Origin of the sequence: Psychrobacter sp. FME6, from assembly GCF_014861365.1 — a bacterium.
Classification (GTDB): Bacteria; Pseudomonadota; Gammaproteobacteria; order Pseudomonadales; family Moraxellaceae; genus Psychrobacter.
This window is the reverse complement of sequence record NZ_RRYW01000069.1, coordinates 1-16,783: the sequence shown is the minus strand read 5'-3', so window position 1 is coordinate 16,783 and position 16,783 is coordinate 1. Positions and strand designations below refer to the sequence as shown.

General features: G+C 42.6%; 19 protein-coding genes, 1 tRNA gene and 1 pseudogene. 12 read left to right on the top strand and 9 right to left on the bottom strand.

Annotated features, from left to right (window positions below; genetic code table 11):
• Positions 1 to 443: 443 nt before the first annotated feature.
• On the bottom strand, positions 444 to 2,108 hold the full coding sequence (locus EI162_RS10275; protein WP_192524267.1) for an alpha-keto acid decarboxylase family protein: 1,665 nt from the start codon (positions 2,106 to 2,108) through the stop codon (positions 444 to 446).
• A 263-nt stretch (positions 2,109 to 2,371) separates the two neighbouring features.
• On the opposite strand from EI162_RS10275, the gene EI162_RS10270 reads away from it, so the two are divergent.
• A tRNA-Gly gene (locus EI162_RS10270) sits at positions 2,372 to 2,446 on the top strand.
• A gap of 120 nt (positions 2,447 to 2,566) precedes the next feature.
• On the opposite strand, the gene EI162_RS10265 is transcribed toward EI162_RS10270, so the two are convergent.
• Together EI162_RS10265 and EI162_RS10260 are read right to left on the bottom strand one after the other, a co-directional pair.
• Positions 2,567 to 2,731, bottom strand: coding sequence for a hypothetical protein (locus EI162_RS10265; RefSeq protein ID WP_192524266.1), 165 nt, complete (start codon positions 2,729 to 2,731; stop codon positions 2,567 to 2,569).
• 19 nt (positions 2,732 to 2,750) lie between these two features.
• Positions 2,751 to 2,969, bottom strand: a complete 219-nt coding sequence (locus EI162_RS10260) for a helix-turn-helix domain-containing protein (protein ID WP_192524265.1) — start codon at positions 2,967 to 2,969, stop codon at positions 2,751 to 2,753.
• 122 nt (positions 2,970 to 3,091) lie between these two features.
• Here EI162_RS10260 and EI162_RS10255 point away from each other — a divergent pair, with 122 nt between their 5' ends.
• Genes EI162_RS10255 through EI162_RS10240 form a run of 4 tightly spaced genes read left to right on the top strand, consistent with a single transcriptional unit; the run spans position 3,092 to position 5,160 of the window.
• On the top strand, positions 3,092 to 3,307 hold the full coding sequence (locus tag EI162_RS10255) for a hypothetical protein (protein WP_192524264.1): 216 nt from the start codon (positions 3,092 to 3,094) through the stop codon (positions 3,305 to 3,307).
• A 26-nt stretch (positions 3,308 to 3,333) separates the two neighbouring features.
• On the top strand, positions 3,334 to 4,539 hold the full coding sequence (locus tag EI162_RS10250) for an Arm DNA-binding domain-containing protein (RefSeq protein WP_192524263.1): 1,206 nt from the start codon (positions 3,334 to 3,336) through the stop codon (positions 4,537 to 4,539).
• Positions 4,536 to 4,832, top strand: coding sequence for a hypothetical protein (locus EI162_RS10245; RefSeq protein ID WP_192524262.1), 297 nt, complete (start codon positions 4,536 to 4,538; stop codon positions 4,830 to 4,832). The genes EI162_RS10250 and EI162_RS10245 overlap by 4 nt, the downstream gene beginning before the upstream one ends.
• A 10-nt stretch (positions 4,833 to 4,842) precedes the next feature.
• Positions 4,843 to 5,160 (top strand): hypothetical protein, encoded by a 318-nt coding sequence (locus tag EI162_RS10240; protein ID WP_192524261.1) that lies wholly within the window; start codon positions 4,843 to 4,845, stop codon positions 5,158 to 5,160.
• Between the two features lie 205 nt (positions 5,161 to 5,365).
• Here EI162_RS10240 and EI162_RS10235 read toward each other — a convergent pair whose 3' ends face one another.
• Genes EI162_RS10235 through EI162_RS10225 form a run of 3 tightly spaced genes read right to left on the bottom strand, consistent with a single transcriptional unit; the run spans position 5,366 to position 7,885 of the window.
• Entirely contained in the window at positions 5,366 to 6,817 is a 1,452-nt protein-coding gene (locus EI162_RS10235; RefSeq protein WP_192524260.1) for an NAD-dependent succinate-semialdehyde dehydrogenase, read from the bottom strand.
• Positions 6,818 to 6,838: 21 nt separating this feature from the next.
• The gene (locus EI162_RS10230) at positions 6,839 to 7,219 is read right to left on the bottom strand and encodes a carboxymuconolactone decarboxylase family protein (RefSeq protein WP_192524259.1); all 381 of its coding nucleotides are present in this window, start codon (positions 7,217 to 7,219) and stop codon (positions 6,839 to 6,841) included.
• A gap of 15 nt (positions 7,220 to 7,234) precedes the next feature.
• Positions 7,235 to 7,885, bottom strand: a complete 651-nt coding sequence (locus EI162_RS10225) for a GntR family transcriptional regulator (protein WP_192524258.1) — start codon at positions 7,883 to 7,885, stop codon at positions 7,235 to 7,237.
• A gap of 184 nt (positions 7,886 to 8,069) precedes the next feature.
• On the opposite strand from EI162_RS10225, the pseudogene EI162_RS10220 reads away from it, so the two are divergent.
• The 6 genes and pseudogenes from EI162_RS10220 to EI162_RS10195 all read left to right on the top strand — a co-directional run bounded on the left by EI162_RS10220 (position 8,070) and on the right by EI162_RS10195 (position 14,893).
• Positions 8,070 to 8,674 (top strand): annotated as a pseudogene (locus tag EI162_RS10220) (amino acid synthesis family protein).
• A gap of 13 nt (positions 8,675 to 8,687) precedes the next feature.
• The gene (locus EI162_RS10215; protein ID WP_192524257.1) at positions 8,688 to 9,518 is read left to right on the top strand and encodes an alpha/beta fold hydrolase; all 831 of its coding nucleotides are present in this window, start codon (positions 8,688 to 8,690) and stop codon (positions 9,516 to 9,518) included.
• 19 nt (positions 9,519 to 9,537) lie between these two features.
• Positions 9,538 to 10,452, top strand: a complete 915-nt coding sequence (locus EI162_RS10210) for a flavin reductase (protein WP_192524256.1) — start codon at positions 9,538 to 9,540, stop codon at positions 10,450 to 10,452.
• Between the two features lie 70 nt (positions 10,453 to 10,522).
• Positions 10,523 to 11,560, top strand: a complete 1,038-nt coding sequence (locus EI162_RS10205) for an LLM class flavin-dependent oxidoreductase (RefSeq protein ID WP_192524255.1) — start codon at positions 10,523 to 10,525, stop codon at positions 11,558 to 11,560.
• 65 nt (positions 11,561 to 11,625) lie between these two features.
• The gene (locus EI162_RS10200) at positions 11,626 to 13,113 is read left to right on the top strand and encodes an aldehyde dehydrogenase (RefSeq protein WP_225736964.1); all 1,488 of its coding nucleotides are present in this window, start codon (positions 11,626 to 11,628) and stop codon (positions 13,111 to 13,113) included.
• 43 nt (positions 13,114 to 13,156) lie between these two features.
• Positions 13,157 to 14,893, top strand: coding sequence for a BCCT family transporter (locus EI162_RS10195; protein ID WP_192524254.1), 1,737 nt, complete (start codon positions 13,157 to 13,159; stop codon positions 14,891 to 14,893).
• Between the two features lie 91 nt (positions 14,894 to 14,984).
• On the opposite strand, the gene EI162_RS10190 is transcribed toward EI162_RS10195, so the two are convergent.
• Positions 14,985 to 15,350 carry a cytochrome b gene (locus EI162_RS10190; protein ID WP_318779314.1) on the bottom strand — a complete coding sequence of 122 codons (366 nt, stop codon included), beginning with the start codon at positions 15,348 to 15,350 and terminating at the stop codon, positions 14,985 to 14,987.
• A gap of 9 nt (positions 15,351 to 15,359) precedes the next feature.
• Positions 15,360 to 15,506, bottom strand: coding sequence for a hypothetical protein (locus EI162_RS14655; RefSeq protein WP_225736962.1), 147 nt, complete (start codon positions 15,504 to 15,506; stop codon positions 15,360 to 15,362).
• A gap of 244 nt (positions 15,507 to 15,750) precedes the next feature.
• Between EI162_RS14655 and EI162_RS10185 the strand changes: the two genes are divergently transcribed.
• Entirely contained in the window at positions 15,751 to 16,377 is a 627-nt protein-coding gene (locus EI162_RS10185; protein WP_225736961.1) for a LysR substrate-binding domain-containing protein, read from the top strand.
• A 53-nt stretch (positions 16,378 to 16,430) separates the two neighbouring features.
• Here the strand turns inward: EI162_RS10185 and EI162_RS10180 are convergent.
• The coding region (locus EI162_RS10180; RefSeq protein ID WP_192524253.1) for an IS30 family transposase at positions 16,431 to 16,783 on the bottom strand (353 nt) is incomplete at its 5' end.

The window sequence follows — 16,783 nt, the reverse complement described above, 5'->3', positions numbered from 1 at the left end:
CCTAGGCTTAGATGTGTATAGTTCATGGTTGCAATCTCACTTTGGTCGGTGGATAAAAACTTTGATGCTAGCGCATCTAGGTCTTTTTTTCACCTCACATTTGGTATTGCACTTCATGTGTTAATCTAAGTAACATATAACCCTGTTGTTAGTCTCTGCTAAACGCCAATAACCTACAATTCAGATAGAAAATCGTGGTTATACAGTTATCCTTAGGCTTTTAATAATAAAGCTCTACATCAAATCTATAGTGGGTTCATTTTAAAACTGATACGAATACTAACTATGTATAGCAAAAGTCGATTAACAACCTACAATGTAACATTAAAAAAGCCCTACTTAGTAATGATACTAAATAGAGCTTTTTAGTGCTTATCAATTATTAATCAATGCGCCTTATAATAAATGATATCGTTCACTTAAGCGATTAAAAACCATTTAACTTACTTCGGTTTAAGCGCTGCGCTAATATCCGCCAATAACGGTGGAATATCATGTTTATCTGCCATGACTTCTAACATCACTAATTTATCAGTCGTGGCGGCCGCTTTTTTCAATGCCGCTTTTAACTCGCCTGCTGTTTCCACTTTTAGAAGTAAGCTATTATCTTCATTGGCACCAAAGGCTTGTGGCATCAATTGCCAGTCACATTTAGGAATGTCATTATAACGCTGATTTTCACCATGAATCGCCCGCTCAACAGTATAACCATCATTATTAATCAACACAATAACAGGATTGGTGCGCTCTTGAATCATCACTGCTAACTCTTGAACCGTCAATAACGCCGAGCCATCACCAATCAGCAAGATACTACGCTTATGCGGTGACGCAATGGCTGCCCCCAAACTTGCTGGCAAGGTATAACCAATCGAGCCCCACATCGGTTGTCCATAAGAAGTCACCCCTTCTGGTAGACGCACATCGCTGATACCAAAGTATGCCGTACCTTGATCAGAGAACACCAGATTTTTATCATCTAGAGCATCGGCGATGATATGCCATAAATCATCTTGACGAATAGACTCGTCATCTTTGCCATTTTGCTCATGTGGCTTCATCTCTTTACAGAATTGCTTAGGGAGGATCTCAATTCCTGAGGTCATCACTTCATGCAATACTTGTAAAGCATCTTTTAGCGCAATAGGGGCAAAGTTTTTGCCCGCAATACTCGCACGCTCATAATGCAGATCAACCACCACATCTTCATTAATATCCTGACTAAAGCCTGCGGTGGTGGTATCGGTATATTGCACACCAATTTTAATCAAACATTCGCAGTTTTCGACTGCATCTTTGACCACAGGGCGCGATGCCACGCCAGCGTAAGTACCTGCCCAACGTTTGCTATTTTCATCGAGCAAAGTTTTGCCCCACGATAATGTGGTGTAAGGAATATCGGTATCAGCGATTAAGGATTTGAGCTGATTTTGTAGCCCTAAGCGATGCACCATTAAATCTGCCATTAGCGTTGTGGTTTTATTTGGCAAAAATTCTATGAGCGCTTGTTTAAAGTCCGCCAGTGCCGCTTGGCTAGTAATATCTTCTTGACTGTCGTCAAGCTTGGTTGTTGGTGGATAAATCGGCATTTTTGCCACATCTGGCGATAGCATCAGATAACCGGGGCGATGCTTTTTAAGAACCAAGCGAATAACACGATCAATCTCTGAGGCGGCATTTTCTGGCGTAATCTGCGCTCGTGCTACAGTGACAGGCTCGACCATCTTGATAAAATGATTAAACACGCCGTCACCCAAAGTATGGTGAATACGGCGCTTTGAATCTTGCAATGCCGTACTTGGTGCCCCGACCACATGCAATACTGGCGCATATTCAGCAAAAGAGCCAGCAGTGGCATTAATCGCCGACAGCTCACCGACACCAAAGGTCGTCACCATAGCCGCAAACCCACGCTCGCGTGCATAACCATCGGCCGCGTAACCGGCATTTAGCTCATTGGTATTGCCTACCCAGCGTAGTTTATCAGAGGCGATAATATTGTCTAAAAATGTGAGGTTAAAATCACCGGGCACGCCAAATATCTCTGTCGCACCAGCTTCGGCGATACGATCAAATAAATAATCAGCGATTGTATATTGTTGACTCATTTCTTATCCTTAATGCTTACGATTATAAGTATTGATAGTTATCAATAAAAAGTGAAGTTACTTATAAAATGCACACCAGCTTATTTCTTCCGTACAAAGCTTTTGGAATACATATTATAATAAACTGTTATAACATAAAATTAGGGCTGGATGACATGCCTGTTTTGCTAACTTTTACTTTTTATCGTCATAGGTGTTGACAGGCCAAAAAAACTGCGTATAATACGCCTTCATCATCTGATGATAGTTAATCAAATGATTTAGCGGGAATAGCTCAGTGGTAGAGCATAACCTTGCCAAGGTTGGGGTCGAGAGTTCGAATCTCTTTTCCCGCTCCAAATACTTAAGAAGCCTCACTTAACAGTGAGGCTTTTTTTTGCCCATTTTTCAGGGGCTGTAGCAGATATTTTGAAATATATTTTTGAATATAGTTAAGTTTATCTACTCAGTCAAAAAGTTTATTTTCGGTGCGGTGCCCATTTGGTGCCCAAACCGTGCCCTGCCCTAAAACCGCAAATATTGAATTGACCCCAACCTAAAAAATAATTGGGCAGAGTAAAATACTCAATATCGTCAAGTTTAATGGCTTTCAATACTCTGCTATCAACTCTTTTAATAAGCATTTTAACCTCCCTCTAAAAATCATTTCTCACTAATCTTATCTTCTTCATAGAGGATAATATCTCCAGGCGTGCAATCTAAAAGCTTACACAGCTCATTTAGTGAATCGAAATCTATTCGAGTGACTTCGTTATTATACATTCGATATAGAGTAGACCTTCCTAGTTTAGACATCCTATCAGCATCTGCCACACGAATGCCTTTTTGTGCAAATAAAACGGGTAAATTGAGCTTAATCATACATAAAATCCCTAAAATGATAAAAAAGTGCTTGCAAGTGATAATATTTATAGATAATATATACTCATTAGTGATAACTAATAACTCACTAATAGTAAATTTATTTCACATGGAGAATTATTATGTCACAGACTTACCTCACTACTCAAGAATTAGCCGATCGTATCAAATACGACGCACGTACTATCCGTAACCAACTTAAGGACACGGTTTTGATTGAAAACATCCATTATATACGCCCCTTTGGCGGCCGTAAGATTTTATATGTGTGGGAGCGTATCGAGGAGGATATGTGTAAGCCTGTTATGAGTACTATCAATGGTATGGCCTTACAATAAATGTTGCTGAACTAAGGAGTTTAATTATGGCCTCAATAAGAGCGAGACGTGGCAAGCTATTTGTAGATTTTCGATATATGAATATGCGTTGCCGTGAGACGACCAATCTCACTGACACTCCAGCTAATCGAAAGAAGCTGGCTAAAATCATCGAAAAAATGGAAGCGGAAATCACTCTAGGATTATTTGATTATGCCGCCTACTTCCCAAAGAGTGAACGTGCACAGGAAATGACTGCACTGGCTGATAGGGCGGAAGCTTGTATCAGTCGCAATCCAACCTTTATGCAGTTTGCTGATATTTGGTATGAAGAGAAGAAAATTGAATGGCGGCCGAGCTATCAAGGTAAGGTTCAGATTGTACTTGGTAAGTATCTATTGCCTGAGTTTGGTGTTAAAGCAGTACATTCTATAAAGAAAACAGACTTGCTGGCTTTCCGTAGCTCCCTCGCCAAAGTTCGTTACGGTCGAGATGCCCAGTCAAGTCTGTCTGTAGCACGGATCAACGAGATCATGGTACCACTGCGTATGATACTACAAGAGGCGGCTGATCGCTATGAGTTTGAGACGCCTTATAAGAATATTAAGAATCTCAAGCAAGCTCGTCCTGATGTGAATCCTTTTACTCTCACAGAGGTGTGGCTGTTTTTGAAGCATGTTCGCGCTGACTATAAGCCATATTATACGACTCGGTTTTTTACGGGAATGCGTACCAGTGAGATCGACGGACTGAAATGGGACTGCGTTGATTTTGATCGGCGTGAGATTCGTATTCGCGGTGCATTGGTCAATGGCGAGATGGGTCCGACAAAGACGCTAGGCTCACAGCGTGAGATTGCGATGTCGCAGTTGGTATATAACGCGCTGCAAGATCAAAAGGCTGTCACGCATGGTAAATCAGAGTTTGTATTTTGCAATTCACAGGGTAACCCTTTGGAGTATCGAAATGTGAATCGGCGGATATGGAAACCCACGCTTGCCCTACTCGGTCTGAAACACAGGCGTGCGTATCAGACTCGGCACACCGCAGCGACGCTATGGCTCGCTGCTGGTGAGAACCCTGAGTGGATCGCGCGGCAGATGGGTCACAGTAGTACGGAGATGCTGTTTCGGGTGTACAGCCGCTACGTGCCTGACGTGACTCGCCAAGATGGCTCAGCGATGGATACTCTGCTACTAGCAAGCAAGGAGAAGTTGACGAATGCACAAACTGACAAGGAGACGTCGCAATGAAAATTATTAATTATGACAAGCTGTTTGGCGAGTTTAAACCTGACGGTGCTATCAGTAAGGATGCTAATCAGATTGCTAATACACTCATTTGCGAGCTATGTATTCAGCCCGGCACGGGGTTGGCAAGGTTTCTAGGAGTGAAGGCTTGTTTTGACAATCATATGGCACTGCGAGTATGGGTACAGCAGCGCTTGGATGACAATCCTGATTATCTTTATCTTGTTGATGAAATGTGTCAGCAGCTGCAAAGCGAGCTTTATAGGCTTCTACCGCAACCGGTCTATGGCTTTTAAGGAGAACGTTATGAGTGTAAAACTTGAACCGAATATGACTCAGAACGCACGGGACCTAAAAATCTGTAGTGATTACTGGGCCTATGATCATAGAAGTGATTTTATCGGGCATGTGGAAGGAGTTTGTCGAAAGTATGACATCAGTTCTCATATTCTGTTTGATACAGTCGCTCAGTGTTTTGCCTATCTAGATGATGTGCAATGCGTTTATTGTGGCTATGTTTGTCCTTTAGAAGTGCCAGCGGACATAGCTATTATGCGAGCAAAAGACAGTTGGTGTTGTGAAGTGTGCGAGCATGCCACTTGGCAAGAGCATAATCATAGATAAATTGTTCAAAATATTAAAGCCAGGCGGCTTCGGTTGCCTGGCTTTTTTGTGCGCAGCATTTCTTCTCTTAAATGCAGTCTAAATTTAGTGTGCCACTACACTATTTAGCTGGCTCTAGGTGTCGCTCTTAACGGTAGAAATTACTTAGGTAGTGTGCTTAATATTGGGGTTTGTTTAATAGCACATCGGATTCATCTCATAATGATCAACCGATATCTAAACAAATATACTTAGTCTCAATATACTCTTCGATACCATATTTTGAGCCTTCACGTCCCAAACCTGACTCTTTTACACCGCCAAAAGGTGCTAATTCAGTGGTCAGCATACCCGTATTGACCCCAACCATGCCTACCTCTAACGCCTCAGCCACTCGCCAGACTCGTCCAATATCACGACTATAAAAATATCCTGCCAAACCGTATTCTGTGCTGTTTGCTAAAGCAATACCTTCCTCATCTGTATCAAACTTAAAAATCGGTGCGATTGGACCAAATATCTCCTCAGTAGCCACGCGCATGTCATTGCTAACACTTGTCAAAATAGTCGGTTCAAAAAAGTTTTTGCCAGTCTCAAATCTTTGACCCCCACAAAGGACAGTAGCGCCTTTATTTTTGGCGTCATCTACAAAAGCTTCAGCACTGTCAGCTGCGATTGAGGTAATCAAGGGCCCTTGCATGACTCCTTCATCTAAGCCATTTCCTATCTTTATATCAGCGACTTTTTTAGCTAATTTTTGTGAGAATTCATCATATACACCAGCTTGTACAAAGAAGCGATTGGCACAGACACAAGTTTGACCACTATTGCGATATTTGCTGACCATAGCGCCCTCGACAGCGGCATCTATATCAGCATCATCAAACACGATAAAGGGCGCATTACCGCCAAGCTCTAACGACATTTTTTTGACGGTATCAGCACACTGCTTCATAAGTATCTTGCCCACACGAGTCGAACCCGTAAAACTAATTTTTTTGACTATAGGATTGCTGGTCATCTCCTCTCCGATAGCGATCGGATCCCCCGTAACGACACTGTAAATACCGTCAGGAATACCTGATAGCTGAGCCAAATAGGCCATAGCTAATGCTGAATAGGGCGTTTCCATAGCAGGCTTGACGATCATAGGACAGCCTGCTGCTAATGCAGGACCAGCTTTACGACTAATCATAGAATGCGGGAAGTTCCAAGGCGTAATAGCCGCCGTAACTCCAACAGGTTGTTTAATCACCACTAAACGCTTATCTGCCATATGACCTGGAATGAAATCTCCATAAATACGCTTAGCTTCTTCAGCGAACCACTCTAAATAATCAAGTCCACTTTGAATCTCTCCTCTAGCCTCAATCAAAGGTTTACCTTGTTCAGTAGTCATTAGCAGTGCTAAGTCTTCTATATTGTTAGCAATTAGCGTATGCCATTGGCGTAAAATAACACTGCGCTCTTTACCTGTCTTTTTTGACCAAATGGCTTGAGCCTCACTAGCTGCTTTGATAGCACGACGAGTCTCTACTGCCCCCATTAAGGGCACGGTTCCTATAAGCTCATTGGTTGCTGGATTGAACACCTCATGTGTCTGCTTATCATCAGCATCACACCAAACCCCATTAATAAAAGCTTGTTGTCTAAATAGCTCACTATTGGTCAATTGCATACTTTTCTCCCAGTGCTTTTATTAAAGTAAGTTATGTTCAGTCAGTACTTTACGGGCAATGCGAAAACACTCCACCCCTTGTGGTACACCGCAATAGATGGCGATAGCGTGTATAGCCGCTCGGATTTCTTCAACTGAACAGCCATTAGTGATGGCTCCATTTAGATGCAGCTCCCATTCATGCATTTTTCCTAAAGCGGCAATCATAGTTAGATTCATAAGTGAGCGAGTTTTAGCGTCGATAGCCGCGTCACCCCAGCCAAAACCCCAACACCATTCTGTCATGGCTTCTTGGAAAGGACGATTAAAATCATCAGCCGCCTTTAAGTTGTTTTCGACATAGTCAGCGCCTAAGGTTGCTTTGCGCTGGTTAAGTCCTAGCTCGAACCGTTGCTTATCCATAGTTATTTCTTCCTTTTAGTTATTTAATTGTAAACCTAGTTGGCAAGCCTCATTGATATGATTTTGGCAGGCTTTAACCGCCGCTTCACTATCCCCTTTGGCAATATTGTCGATGATCTGTTGTAAATTATTCGGCCCTTTTATGACACGTTCTTGGGTGGATAGCGTCATAAATCTCAGGCGGCCAATACGGCCATTTAATCTGTCCGTTAACTCCCATGCCACAGTCATGCCAGCTGTAAAAAATAAGTATTGATAAAACAGCCGTGCCTGTTCCATCGCTTCCGCCACTTCTCCTGCTTGCAGTTCAGCGCGAATCTCAGTTAAGTCATTTTGCAATCTCTGTACTATCTCATCGGTAACTTGCTCAGCACAGTGACGTACTGCTTCACACTCTAGCATGGCACGCAAGTGGTAAATCTGACGAATCTCATCGCTTTCTAACACAGTTACTAGGGGGCCTACGTTAGAAACGGTTACCAGATGCTCACTTTCCAAATGTCTAATACATTCTCTTACTACCGTACGACTGACCCCTAGTTTTTCGCAAATAGTGCGCTCTACCAAACGCTCACCTGGGACAAGCTGCCCTGTCATAATGGCTAAACGTAATTGTTCCAACGCCGTTTCTTTCAAAGTTTTTGGCTTTTCGACTTTTTCTAGCATTATCTCTATTCTCTTAGAATGTTCAGTTCAGTATAACGATTAAGAAAAAGAAAATCAGCAACCTTAAATACTGTATTACGGTATACCATAACATTTATTTTTAAAAAAGCTAGTATTTTATATAATATAGTATTATGGTATACCAAGAGTGATAAATAATGTTAAACAAACTAGGATGCTTCTGATGCTAAAACCAGAAATTAGAAAAATAGTTACTTTTGAAGAAGAAACCTTTATTGAAGGCTACAAGTCTGCGGATACCCCCCCCTACGTCTGTTTGCCGTTGCAGCCGTGATTACCAATCCATGGGCGGGACATTATGTAGAAGATCTAAAGCCTGAAATTCAAGCTTACGGTCCGGTATTAGGCAAATTACTCACCGATAAAATAGTCAAATTGGCAGGTGGTGCTGAGAATATACAAGCCTATGGCAAAGCGGCTGTTGTCGGATTAAATGGCGAGATTGAGCACGCTTCAGGATTAATTCATACCTTATGCTTTGGCAATTTTTATCGTGAAGCTTTATCGGCTAGTAGTTATTTGTCTTTCACTAATATTCGCGGCGGCGCAAACTCACCCATTATGGTTCCGCTAATGGATAAAGACGATGTTGGTCGCCGCTCACATTATTTGACGATCCAATTTTCTATTGCTGATGCCCCTCGTGATGACGAAGTGGTTATCGTTTTGGGCGGTGCCACAGGGGGTCGTCCGCATCATCGTATTGGTGATCGTTATCAAGATCTAAAAGATCTGGGTCGCGATTTGGAAAACCCAGCAGCCGTTTAAGGAGCAGGCAGTAATGAGATGGTCACGCCAACTTTCTGATGGAATCGCTTATCATTATAACGCTAATAGTAAGGTCGATAAAAAAGCCTTACGCATCGTTTTTATCCATGGTGTAGGCTTACGCGCTGAAAGCTGGTATCGGCAGTTATCAGCTTTTGACACTCAATATCATTGTTATGTTATTGATATGCCAGGTCATGGAGAAAGTGAGCTATTAGCTGACTCTCAATTGACCTTAGATGACTTTTCTGGCGTACTCAAAAACTTTATCAAAACGGTTGTCAGGCAGCCAGCAATCATCGTCGGACATTCGCTAGGCGCGATGACAGCGCTACAAACAGCGGTGTCTTACCCAGAAGTAGTACGCGGGGTTGCCGCTCTAAATGCTATATATGATCGTTCTGATAATGCTGCTAAAAATGTGCAAACTCGGGCTGAATCGCTACTCAATGATCTTAAGCAAAACGTCAGCGATCAACCTATTGCTAGATGGTTCGGTGCAGAATTAGAGTACCGTGATGATGCAGAGCTATGTCGAGCTTGGCTAGATAACGGCAATCGCTTGGGGTATGCACGTGCCTATCAAATGTTTGCTGATTTAGTAGGTATTGAGGCGGCAGATTTAAAGACGATCAAAGCTCCTGCACTATTTTTGACAGGTGAATGGGACATTAACTCTACACCTGAAATGTCATTAGCAATGGCAGACATATTACCCAATGCTGAAGCTTTTATCGCTCCCAAAGCTCGTCATATGGCGCAAATGACCCATGCCGATAATATCAATGCAGCATTAGCAAAATTTTTTACTCAATGCGCCGCGTACAACGTTGTTGACGCCTAATTTGACAAGAGAGGTTATTATGAAACAACTTGATTCTAAAGCTTTACGTAATGCTTTTGGTAGCTATATGACTGGGGTCACGGTGATAACCGCTATGAATAACGACGGCAAACCAGTCGGCTTTACTGCTAATTCATTTACTTCGGTATCACTTAATCCCCCGTTGTTGCTGGTCTGTCCAGCAAAATCTTTATCCAGTTTCGACATATTTGCTAATTGTGAGCATTTTGCGGTTAATATTCTAGGCGAAGAGCCGCAGCATATCTCTAATATCTTTGCTGGCTCCAAAGAAGATCGTTTTGGTCAGATAGAGTGGCATATAGATGATCAAGGTAATCCAGTCATTGATAATGCACTAACTCATTTTTCTTGTAAAACAGATCGCAATTTAGAAGCAGGCGATCATAACTTGTTGATTGGCGAAGTACTGGACTTCTCGACTCGTGAAGGGTTGGGATTAGGCTATGCTTCTGGCGGTTATTTCAGTCTAGGGCTTGAACGCGAAGCGGCAGAGATTAGCACTCAACAAAAACAAGTGTGTGTCGGAGTGATTATCGAGCACGAACGTAAAGTGCTCCTCATCCAAAATAGTGAGGGTAAGCTCACGCTTCCTATAACAATGACTAATGACAACACCAATGCTGTCACTACTATTCAGCAATATTTAGCTGACAGTGCTATTGACGCTCAACTGGGCGCCGTCTTCTCAATATTTGAGGATACTAAGAACAAGCAGGATTATATCTTTTATCGAGCTTTTGCAGAATCATCAGCACCTGAAGGGCTAGGTCATTATGTTGATATTGACCGCTTAGCTGAACAAGACTTTGCTACCCAAGCTATGGCAACCATGATGACTCGCTATGCTTTAGAAAGTAAAAACGGCTTTTATGGCGTCTACGTTGGTCGCGAGGACAGCGGTAAAGTTCATTAAACTTAATATTTTAACAACAATTTTTTAAACCTTTATAAATAACAAAGCACTAACGCAAAGGAGTTGTGTCATGAAATTCTCACTATTTATGCATATGGAACGTATCGATGAATCGCAAAGCTATCAGCAACTTTACACTGATTTTATCGAGCTAGCTAAGATGGCTGATGAAGGTGGCATGCATGCTATTTGGACGGGCGAGCATCACGGTATGGATTTTACTATCGCCCCTAATCCATTTTTGAACTTAGTGGACTTAGCTCATCATACTAAGAATGTCAGATTAGGCACCGGTACTGTTATTGCGCCCTTTTGGCATCCAATAAGACTAGCGGGTGAAGCGGCTATGACTGATATTCTAACTAAAGGCAGATTGGATTTAGGGATTGCTCGCGGCGCTTATATGTTTGAGTACGAGCGTTTGATGCCGGGTATGGATGCGATGGAAGCTGGTGGCCGTATGCGCGAGCTGGTGCCCGCGGTTCAGCAATTATGGCAAGGCGACTATGCTCACGATGGCAAATATTCAAAATTCCCAAATACGACCTCGGCACCTAAGCCTATTCAACAAGGCGGTATACCGATGTGGATTGCCGCTCGCGCTCCGGATAGTCATGACTTCGCCGTTAAAAATAACTGTAACGTGCAAGTTACCCCCTTATGGCAAGGTTTAGATGAGATTGAAAGCTTAATGAAAGCCTTTAAAAATGCCAAAGCAGAATACGGAGACGGTAAAGATCCAAAAATCATGCTTTTGCAACATGCTTATGTCGGCAGCGATGCCAATGAGGTCGCTGAAGCTGCTAAATGCATCAGTCGTTTTTATTGTTATTTTGGCTCATGGTTTAAAAATGAGCGTCCCGTTACCCAAGGACTTATTAAGCCATTAAGCGATGATGAGATGGCAAAGATGCAGATGTATGCACCCGAAAAAATGCTTGAGAATATGCCTATTGGGACGGCTGAGCAAGTTATCAAAAAGCTGAAACATTATGAAGATTTAGGCTATGACGAGTTTGCCTTTTGGATTGACTCTAGTATGACTTTTGAGCAAAAACGCGACTCTTTACGTCGTCTTATTGATGACGTCATGCCAGCATTTGCATAATCTTATCAAGCTAAATTCGCTAGAATTAAGTGATAAATAGTCCGACAAATAATTTGGAGAGAATCATGACTAAACCTCATTACCAACTCTATATCAACGGGGAATGGTGCGAAGGTAGCGATAACCAACGTATGGACAGTTATAACCCTGCAACGGGCGAAGCTTGGGCGACATTTGCCTGTGCTAGTCCTGCTGATGTTGAACGTGCGGTTCGCGGTGCAAAGGCTGCATTAAATAATCCTGAATGGGCGAAAATGACTGCCTCTAGTCGTGGCAAGCTGCTGTATCGTCTCGCTGAACTGGTTGAACAAAACGCTGATGAGTTAGGAAAAATAGAGACGACTGATAGTGGCAAGCTGGCGCACGAAACTGTTGCCCAAACCAAATATATCGGTGACTATTATCGCTATTACGCGGGGCTTGCGGATAAAATTGAAGGCGCAACGCTACCAATTGATAAGCCGGATATGTTTGTCTTTACTCGCCGTGAGCCCATTGGCGTAGTCGCTGCTGTCGTACCATGGAACGCGCAGATGTTTTTGACAGCGACTAAACTTGGTCCGGCCTTAGCCGCGGGCTGTAGCATTATTTTAAAAGCCTCTGAGATAGCCCCTTGTCCCATGTTTGCCTTTGCCAAACTGATTGAGCAAGCCGGTTTCCCTAAAGGGGTAGTATCTGTGATTACAGGCGATGCCCAGAACTGTGCTATTCCGCTAACCAGTCATCCTGATGTGGATAAAATTGCTTTTACTGGTGGTCCTGATGCCGCGCGTCATGTGGTCAGAAACTCTGCCAATAGCTTTGCGGTGACTAGCTTAGAGCTTGGCGGTAAATCCCCTATCATCGTTTTTGATGATGCTGATTTAGAAAGTGCTGCTAATGGCTTAATTGCTGGTAACTTTGGCGCTTCTGGTCAGTCCTGTGTCGCAGGATCGCGAGGCTTTGTGCAGCGTTCTATTTTGCCTGAAATCATCAAGCGTGTAGAAGAAAAAGCTAAAAATATAGTTATTGGCAATCCTCTTGATCCTCAAACTCATGTGGGTCCTTTATGTACTAAAGCTCAAGTTGAGCGCATCAAAGACACGCTTAGCAAAGCTATCTCACAAGGGGCGACTATTCGTTTTGGCGGACAGCCGCCTACAGACTCTACTTTGGTAAATGGCAATTATTTTAGTCCTACCTTGGTAGAATGCCCGAACACCGATATCGAAACGCAAACTATTGAGATGTTTGGTCCTGTGATGTCGTTGGTCGCTTTTGATACTGAAGATGAAGCCATTGCTATGGCAAATAATAGTGTTTATGGCTTGGGGTCTGGCGTTTTTACCCAAAATCTAGCTCGTGCACATCGTGTTTCGCAGCAGATACGTTCAGGCATCTGCTGGGTTAATACCTATCGAGCGATTTCTCCTACGGCACCGTTTGGAGGTTACAACCAATCAGGATATGGGCGTGAAGCAGGTAGCGATTCAGTACTAGAATATACTCGCACCAAAACGACGTGGATTAATATTTCGGCAGAGCCGATGGCTAATCCTTTTATCATGAGGTAATAAATGTAAATGGTTAATTGCATTAAGTTTTAAGGAAAAAACTATGCCTATTCGACCCCCATTAAAAGAGTTAAAGATTAAAACCCATGACAAAGGATTTTATAAAGGTTTTAATCGTATCGTGACGATAACCTCAAAAATCCTAGTAACGCTGGTCGTTATTTGGATTCTGAGCGATATTGAACGTTCTGGTGCTATTTTAGATGCGATGAAAAATTGGTCATACGCCAATCTCAATAGCTATTACACCTATTCGATAGCCTTTTATATATTGGTCTGTTTGACCGCTATTTTATGGCCATCGTTTGGACGCACTAAACTTGGCTCTGATCCTAATGGAAAACCTGAATTCTCTAATTTCTCATGGTTTTCTATGATTTTTGGCGCGGGTATTGGCATTGGGGTATTGACCTATAGTGCTGCTGAACCCATTTGGCACTTAGCAAGTAATCCCGATACCATTATGTCAAAAGAGATAATAATTTTGGCGCTAAATGCTAATGATCTCATATTACCCGAAGGCGTTGATGTTTTTGCTTTTTATCAAGATCAAGTGGCTTCTAATACATTAACGGCTGTAGATGGTGTGGTTATACCCAAGACAGCCGCTGCTTTAGATGGTGCTTTTCGCTATTCGTTTTTGCACTGGGGTATTAGTGCTTGGGCAACTTATTGTCTGGTCGGTATTTGCCTGGCTTTTTTTAGTTACTCTCGTGGCTTACCACTCACCATGCGCTCGGCATTAACGCCTTTATTTGGTAAACATTTAGAGGGACCGTTAGGCAACATCATTGATATCTCTGCAGTGATTGCGACCATATTCGGTATCGCGCAAACCATTGGTATCGGCCTCAGCTCATTTGCTTCTGGTCTTTATAGCATTACTGGTATTGCATGGTTGGTCACTAACCCTATTAATCCTGAACCAACTACAGGCGCTTTATTAGTATCGCTGTTTGTAGTCATGTGTCTATCGATGATTTCGGCTTTGTCAGGTGTGGGACGCGGAGTAAAATGGTTAAGTAACCTTAATATGGTATTGTCATTTTTACTATTAGCCTTTTTCTTAATCTTTGGCGCTACTATGTTTGCACTAGAGATGCTAGGTAAAGGGATTGCTAGTTATGTCGTCAATCTGCCAGCAATGGTGTTTACCGTTTGGGATCCTAATACCGAACTGGGTGGCTGGCAAACCAGCTGGTCTATTTTTTATTGGGCATGGTGGATTGCTTTTGCGCCGTTCGTTGGTATGTTTTTAGCCCGCATATCCAAAAATCGTACCATTCGTGAATTTGGCTTAATTGGTATTGTGGCTCCGAGCCTTACTCTCTTCATCTGGTTCTCTTTTATTGGTGGTACAGGCATTGATTTAGAGTTAAGCGGTATCGCTGGCGGGAAAATTTTTGACTCAGGATTAACCGCGCAGCTGTTTGAAATTATTGGCTTTATGTTAGAGCCTGCAATGGCAAAAATGCTATCAGCAATGGTTGTGGTACTACTATTAACCTATTTAGTCACTTCTGCTGATTCTGCAATGTTGGTTGTGAACATGCTCAACGCTGGCGGCGAAGTCGAGATTGAGAATGGTCAAAAACATATTATTGTTTGGGCCATTGCCCTAGCTTCTGTCATTGCCGCATTATTATTAGCTGGCGGCTTAGATGCTATTACCTCGGCGATGATTATCGCGGCAATACCATTCTCATTCATTATTATTTTAATGGCTATTAGTTTACTAAAGGCATTATTTTTAGATGGCAGGCGATCAAAAGAGCCGTAACGATTAAACACTAAAAAAATCACTGGTATTTTTGATACCAGTGATCTCTATAGACTACTCTTAAAGCGCAGTGGTAGCTCAAATTCTGGTGCTATAACATCCGCGTCAGGGTATCGTCTTTGCGAACATAATGATGGATCAAAGCCATAGCAGTGTGCCCAATGATTAAGGCAGCTAATAACCAAGCCAGTGGTGAATGCAGCTCACCTAGCGTTGCCGCCCAAGCCAGCTCGTCACCTTTAGCCACTATCTCGATACCAAAGGCAGTGACACCATACCCACCTCCCAGCATAACCATGATTCCCGTTAGCGGCATCAATAACATACAAGCGTAGAGAAGGCTATGTCCTGCGGTAACCAGCTTGGCGGTGGCTGGATCTTGCTCAGGGCGCTGGTGACGCTGTGTCGCCACCCAGAGCAGTCTTAGGACTATTAATACTAGCAATAGTATGCCAATAGAGACATGTCAAGGCACCAAAGTCTGTCCAACCCAATGCTCGCCATCACTGATACGATCAGCAAACTTAAGCAGCTGCCATGTGATTAATAGTGCCATACTCCAATGCAAAAATTTGCTAACGCGCCCATAGCGATTTTTAGAATCGATATTCATATATGTTTTCTCTTTATCTAACTGTGCTAATAATAAATTATGCCCATTCGATAATAAGCGTCTCTTTGCCTGCCATACGCTCTAGATAATCGCTGACCACTTTTTAAGGTTTAATCTTTTAGAATAACCCTACTTTACTACCAATGCAGTATGAGAGTAAGAGTGGTAACATTGAATAATTAACAACATAGTGTTGATAATAGCTCAGAACCGAACTAGCAACTCAGATCACTTTGGAGTGTTTATGGATAGAATCGATGCGATGCGAGCCTTTGTAGCAGTAGTAAACGAAGGCAGCTTTAGTCAAGCGGCAAACACTTTGCAGCTCTCCGCGCAGCTGGTGAGTAAATATGTCTCTAGGCTTGAGGAGCAACTACATACTCGCTTGCTTAATCGTACCACTCGTAAAGTGAGCGTGACTGAAGCTGGCAGCCAATACTTTATACATGCGCAGCAGATTTTATTGAGCATTGATGATATGGAGGCGCAATTGGGCGGCTTACAGCAGCTTCCTAAGGGTACGTTGCGGATCAGTGCGCCTGTCTCATTTGCCCTAAAGCATATGGCAAAATTGATTGCTGATTTTCAGGCTCGCTATCCTTCAGTCATCGTTGATCTACAGCTGAGCGACCGAAAAGTCGATATTGTTGAAGAAGGGTTTGATATTGCACTGCGTATTGGACAGCTTGAAAGCTCATCACTTATTGCTAAGAAGATTGCACCTATTCGCGTAATTTTATGCGCATCGCCTAAATATCTGCAAATTCACGGTACGCCCAAACGGCTTGAGGATTTAGAGGCGCATCGCTATTTGCATTACAGCTATATGAATTTAGAAACTAAGGGGCAAATTTTTAAATACTTAGATTAACACACCAAGTGCAACGCTAAATTATATCTTAGATTAACATACCAAGTGCAACGCTAAATTATATTATAGAACACCTGATTGGGCGTTTTAAACCCTAAGCGTTTTCTTGGTCTGCTGTTTAGTTTATTCTCAATGTCCTGTATCTCATTATCAGAGACTTGTCTAAAGTCACAACCCTTAGGCAAGAACTCTCTGATTAAGCCGTTGGTATTCTCGTTGGTTCCTCGCTGCCATGACGCATAAGCATCGGCAAAGAAGAAGGAAGTAAAGAGTTTTCGTTTCACCTTCTTATGCTGAGCAAACTCTTTACCATTGTCAGAGGTAATGGTCTTAACCTGTAACCTCACTGGCTTTAAGATACCTATCATTGCCTCTGATACTTGCTGTGCCGTTTTATGACCCACAC

What these genes read in the sequence shown, in the direction of transcription:
- EI162_RS10250 (WP_192524263.1), top strand. Translation starts at nt 3,334, where the DNA reads ATGGCCTCAATAAGAGCGAGACGTGGCAAGCTATTTGTAGATTTTCGA.
- EI162_RS10275 (WP_192524267.1), bottom strand. Translation starts at nt 2,108, where the DNA reads ATGAGTCAACAATATACAATCGCTGATTATTTATTTGATCGTATCGCC.
- EI162_RS14655 (WP_225736962.1), bottom strand. Translation starts at nt 15,506, where the DNA reads ATGAATATCGATTCTAAAAATCGCTATGGGCGCGTTAGCAAATTTTTG.
- EI162_RS10195 (WP_192524254.1), top strand. Translation starts at nt 13,157, where the DNA reads ATGCCTATTCGACCCCCATTAAAAGAGTTAAAGATTAAAACCCATGAC.
- EI162_RS10265 (WP_192524266.1), bottom strand. Translation starts at nt 2,731, where the DNA reads ATGCTTATTAAAAGAGTTGATAGCAGAGTATTGAAAGCCATTAAACTT.
- EI162_RS10225 (WP_192524258.1), bottom strand. Translation starts at nt 7,885, where the DNA reads ATGCTAGAAAAAGTCGAAAAGCCAAAAACTTTGAAAGAAACGGCGTTG.
- EI162_RS10215 (WP_192524257.1), top strand. Translation starts at nt 8,688, where the DNA reads ATGAGATGGTCACGCCAACTTTCTGATGGAATCGCTTATCATTATAAC.
- EI162_RS10235 (WP_192524260.1), bottom strand. Translation starts at nt 6,817, where the DNA reads ATGCAATTGACCAATAGTGAGCTATTTAGACAACAAGCTTTTATTAAT.
- EI162_RS10245 (WP_192524262.1), top strand. Translation starts at nt 4,536, where the DNA reads ATGAAAATTATTAATTATGACAAGCTGTTTGGCGAGTTTAAACCTGAC.
- EI162_RS10230 (WP_192524259.1), bottom strand. Translation starts at nt 7,219, where the DNA reads ATGGATAAGCAACGGTTCGAGCTAGGACTTAACCAGCGCAAAGCAACC.
- EI162_RS10200 (WP_225736964.1), top strand. Translation starts at nt 11,626, where the DNA reads ATGACTAAACCTCATTACCAACTCTATATCAACGGGGAATGGTGCGAA.
- EI162_RS10210 (WP_192524256.1), top strand. Translation starts at nt 9,538, where the DNA reads ATGAAACAACTTGATTCTAAAGCTTTACGTAATGCTTTTGGTAGCTAT.
- EI162_RS10185 (WP_225736961.1), top strand. Translation starts at nt 15,751, where the DNA reads ATGGATAGAATCGATGCGATGCGAGCCTTTGTAGCAGTAGTAAACGAA.
- EI162_RS10255 (WP_192524264.1), top strand. Translation starts at nt 3,092, where the DNA reads ATGTCACAGACTTACCTCACTACTCAAGAATTAGCCGATCGTATCAAA.
- EI162_RS10205 (WP_192524255.1), top strand. Translation starts at nt 10,523, where the DNA reads ATGAAATTCTCACTATTTATGCATATGGAACGTATCGATGAATCGCAA.
- EI162_RS10260 (WP_192524265.1), bottom strand. Translation starts at nt 2,969, where the DNA reads ATGATTAAGCTCAATTTACCCGTTTTATTTGCACAAAAAGGCATTCGT.
- EI162_RS10240 (WP_192524261.1), top strand. Translation starts at nt 4,843, where the DNA reads ATGAGTGTAAAACTTGAACCGAATATGACTCAGAACGCACGGGACCTA.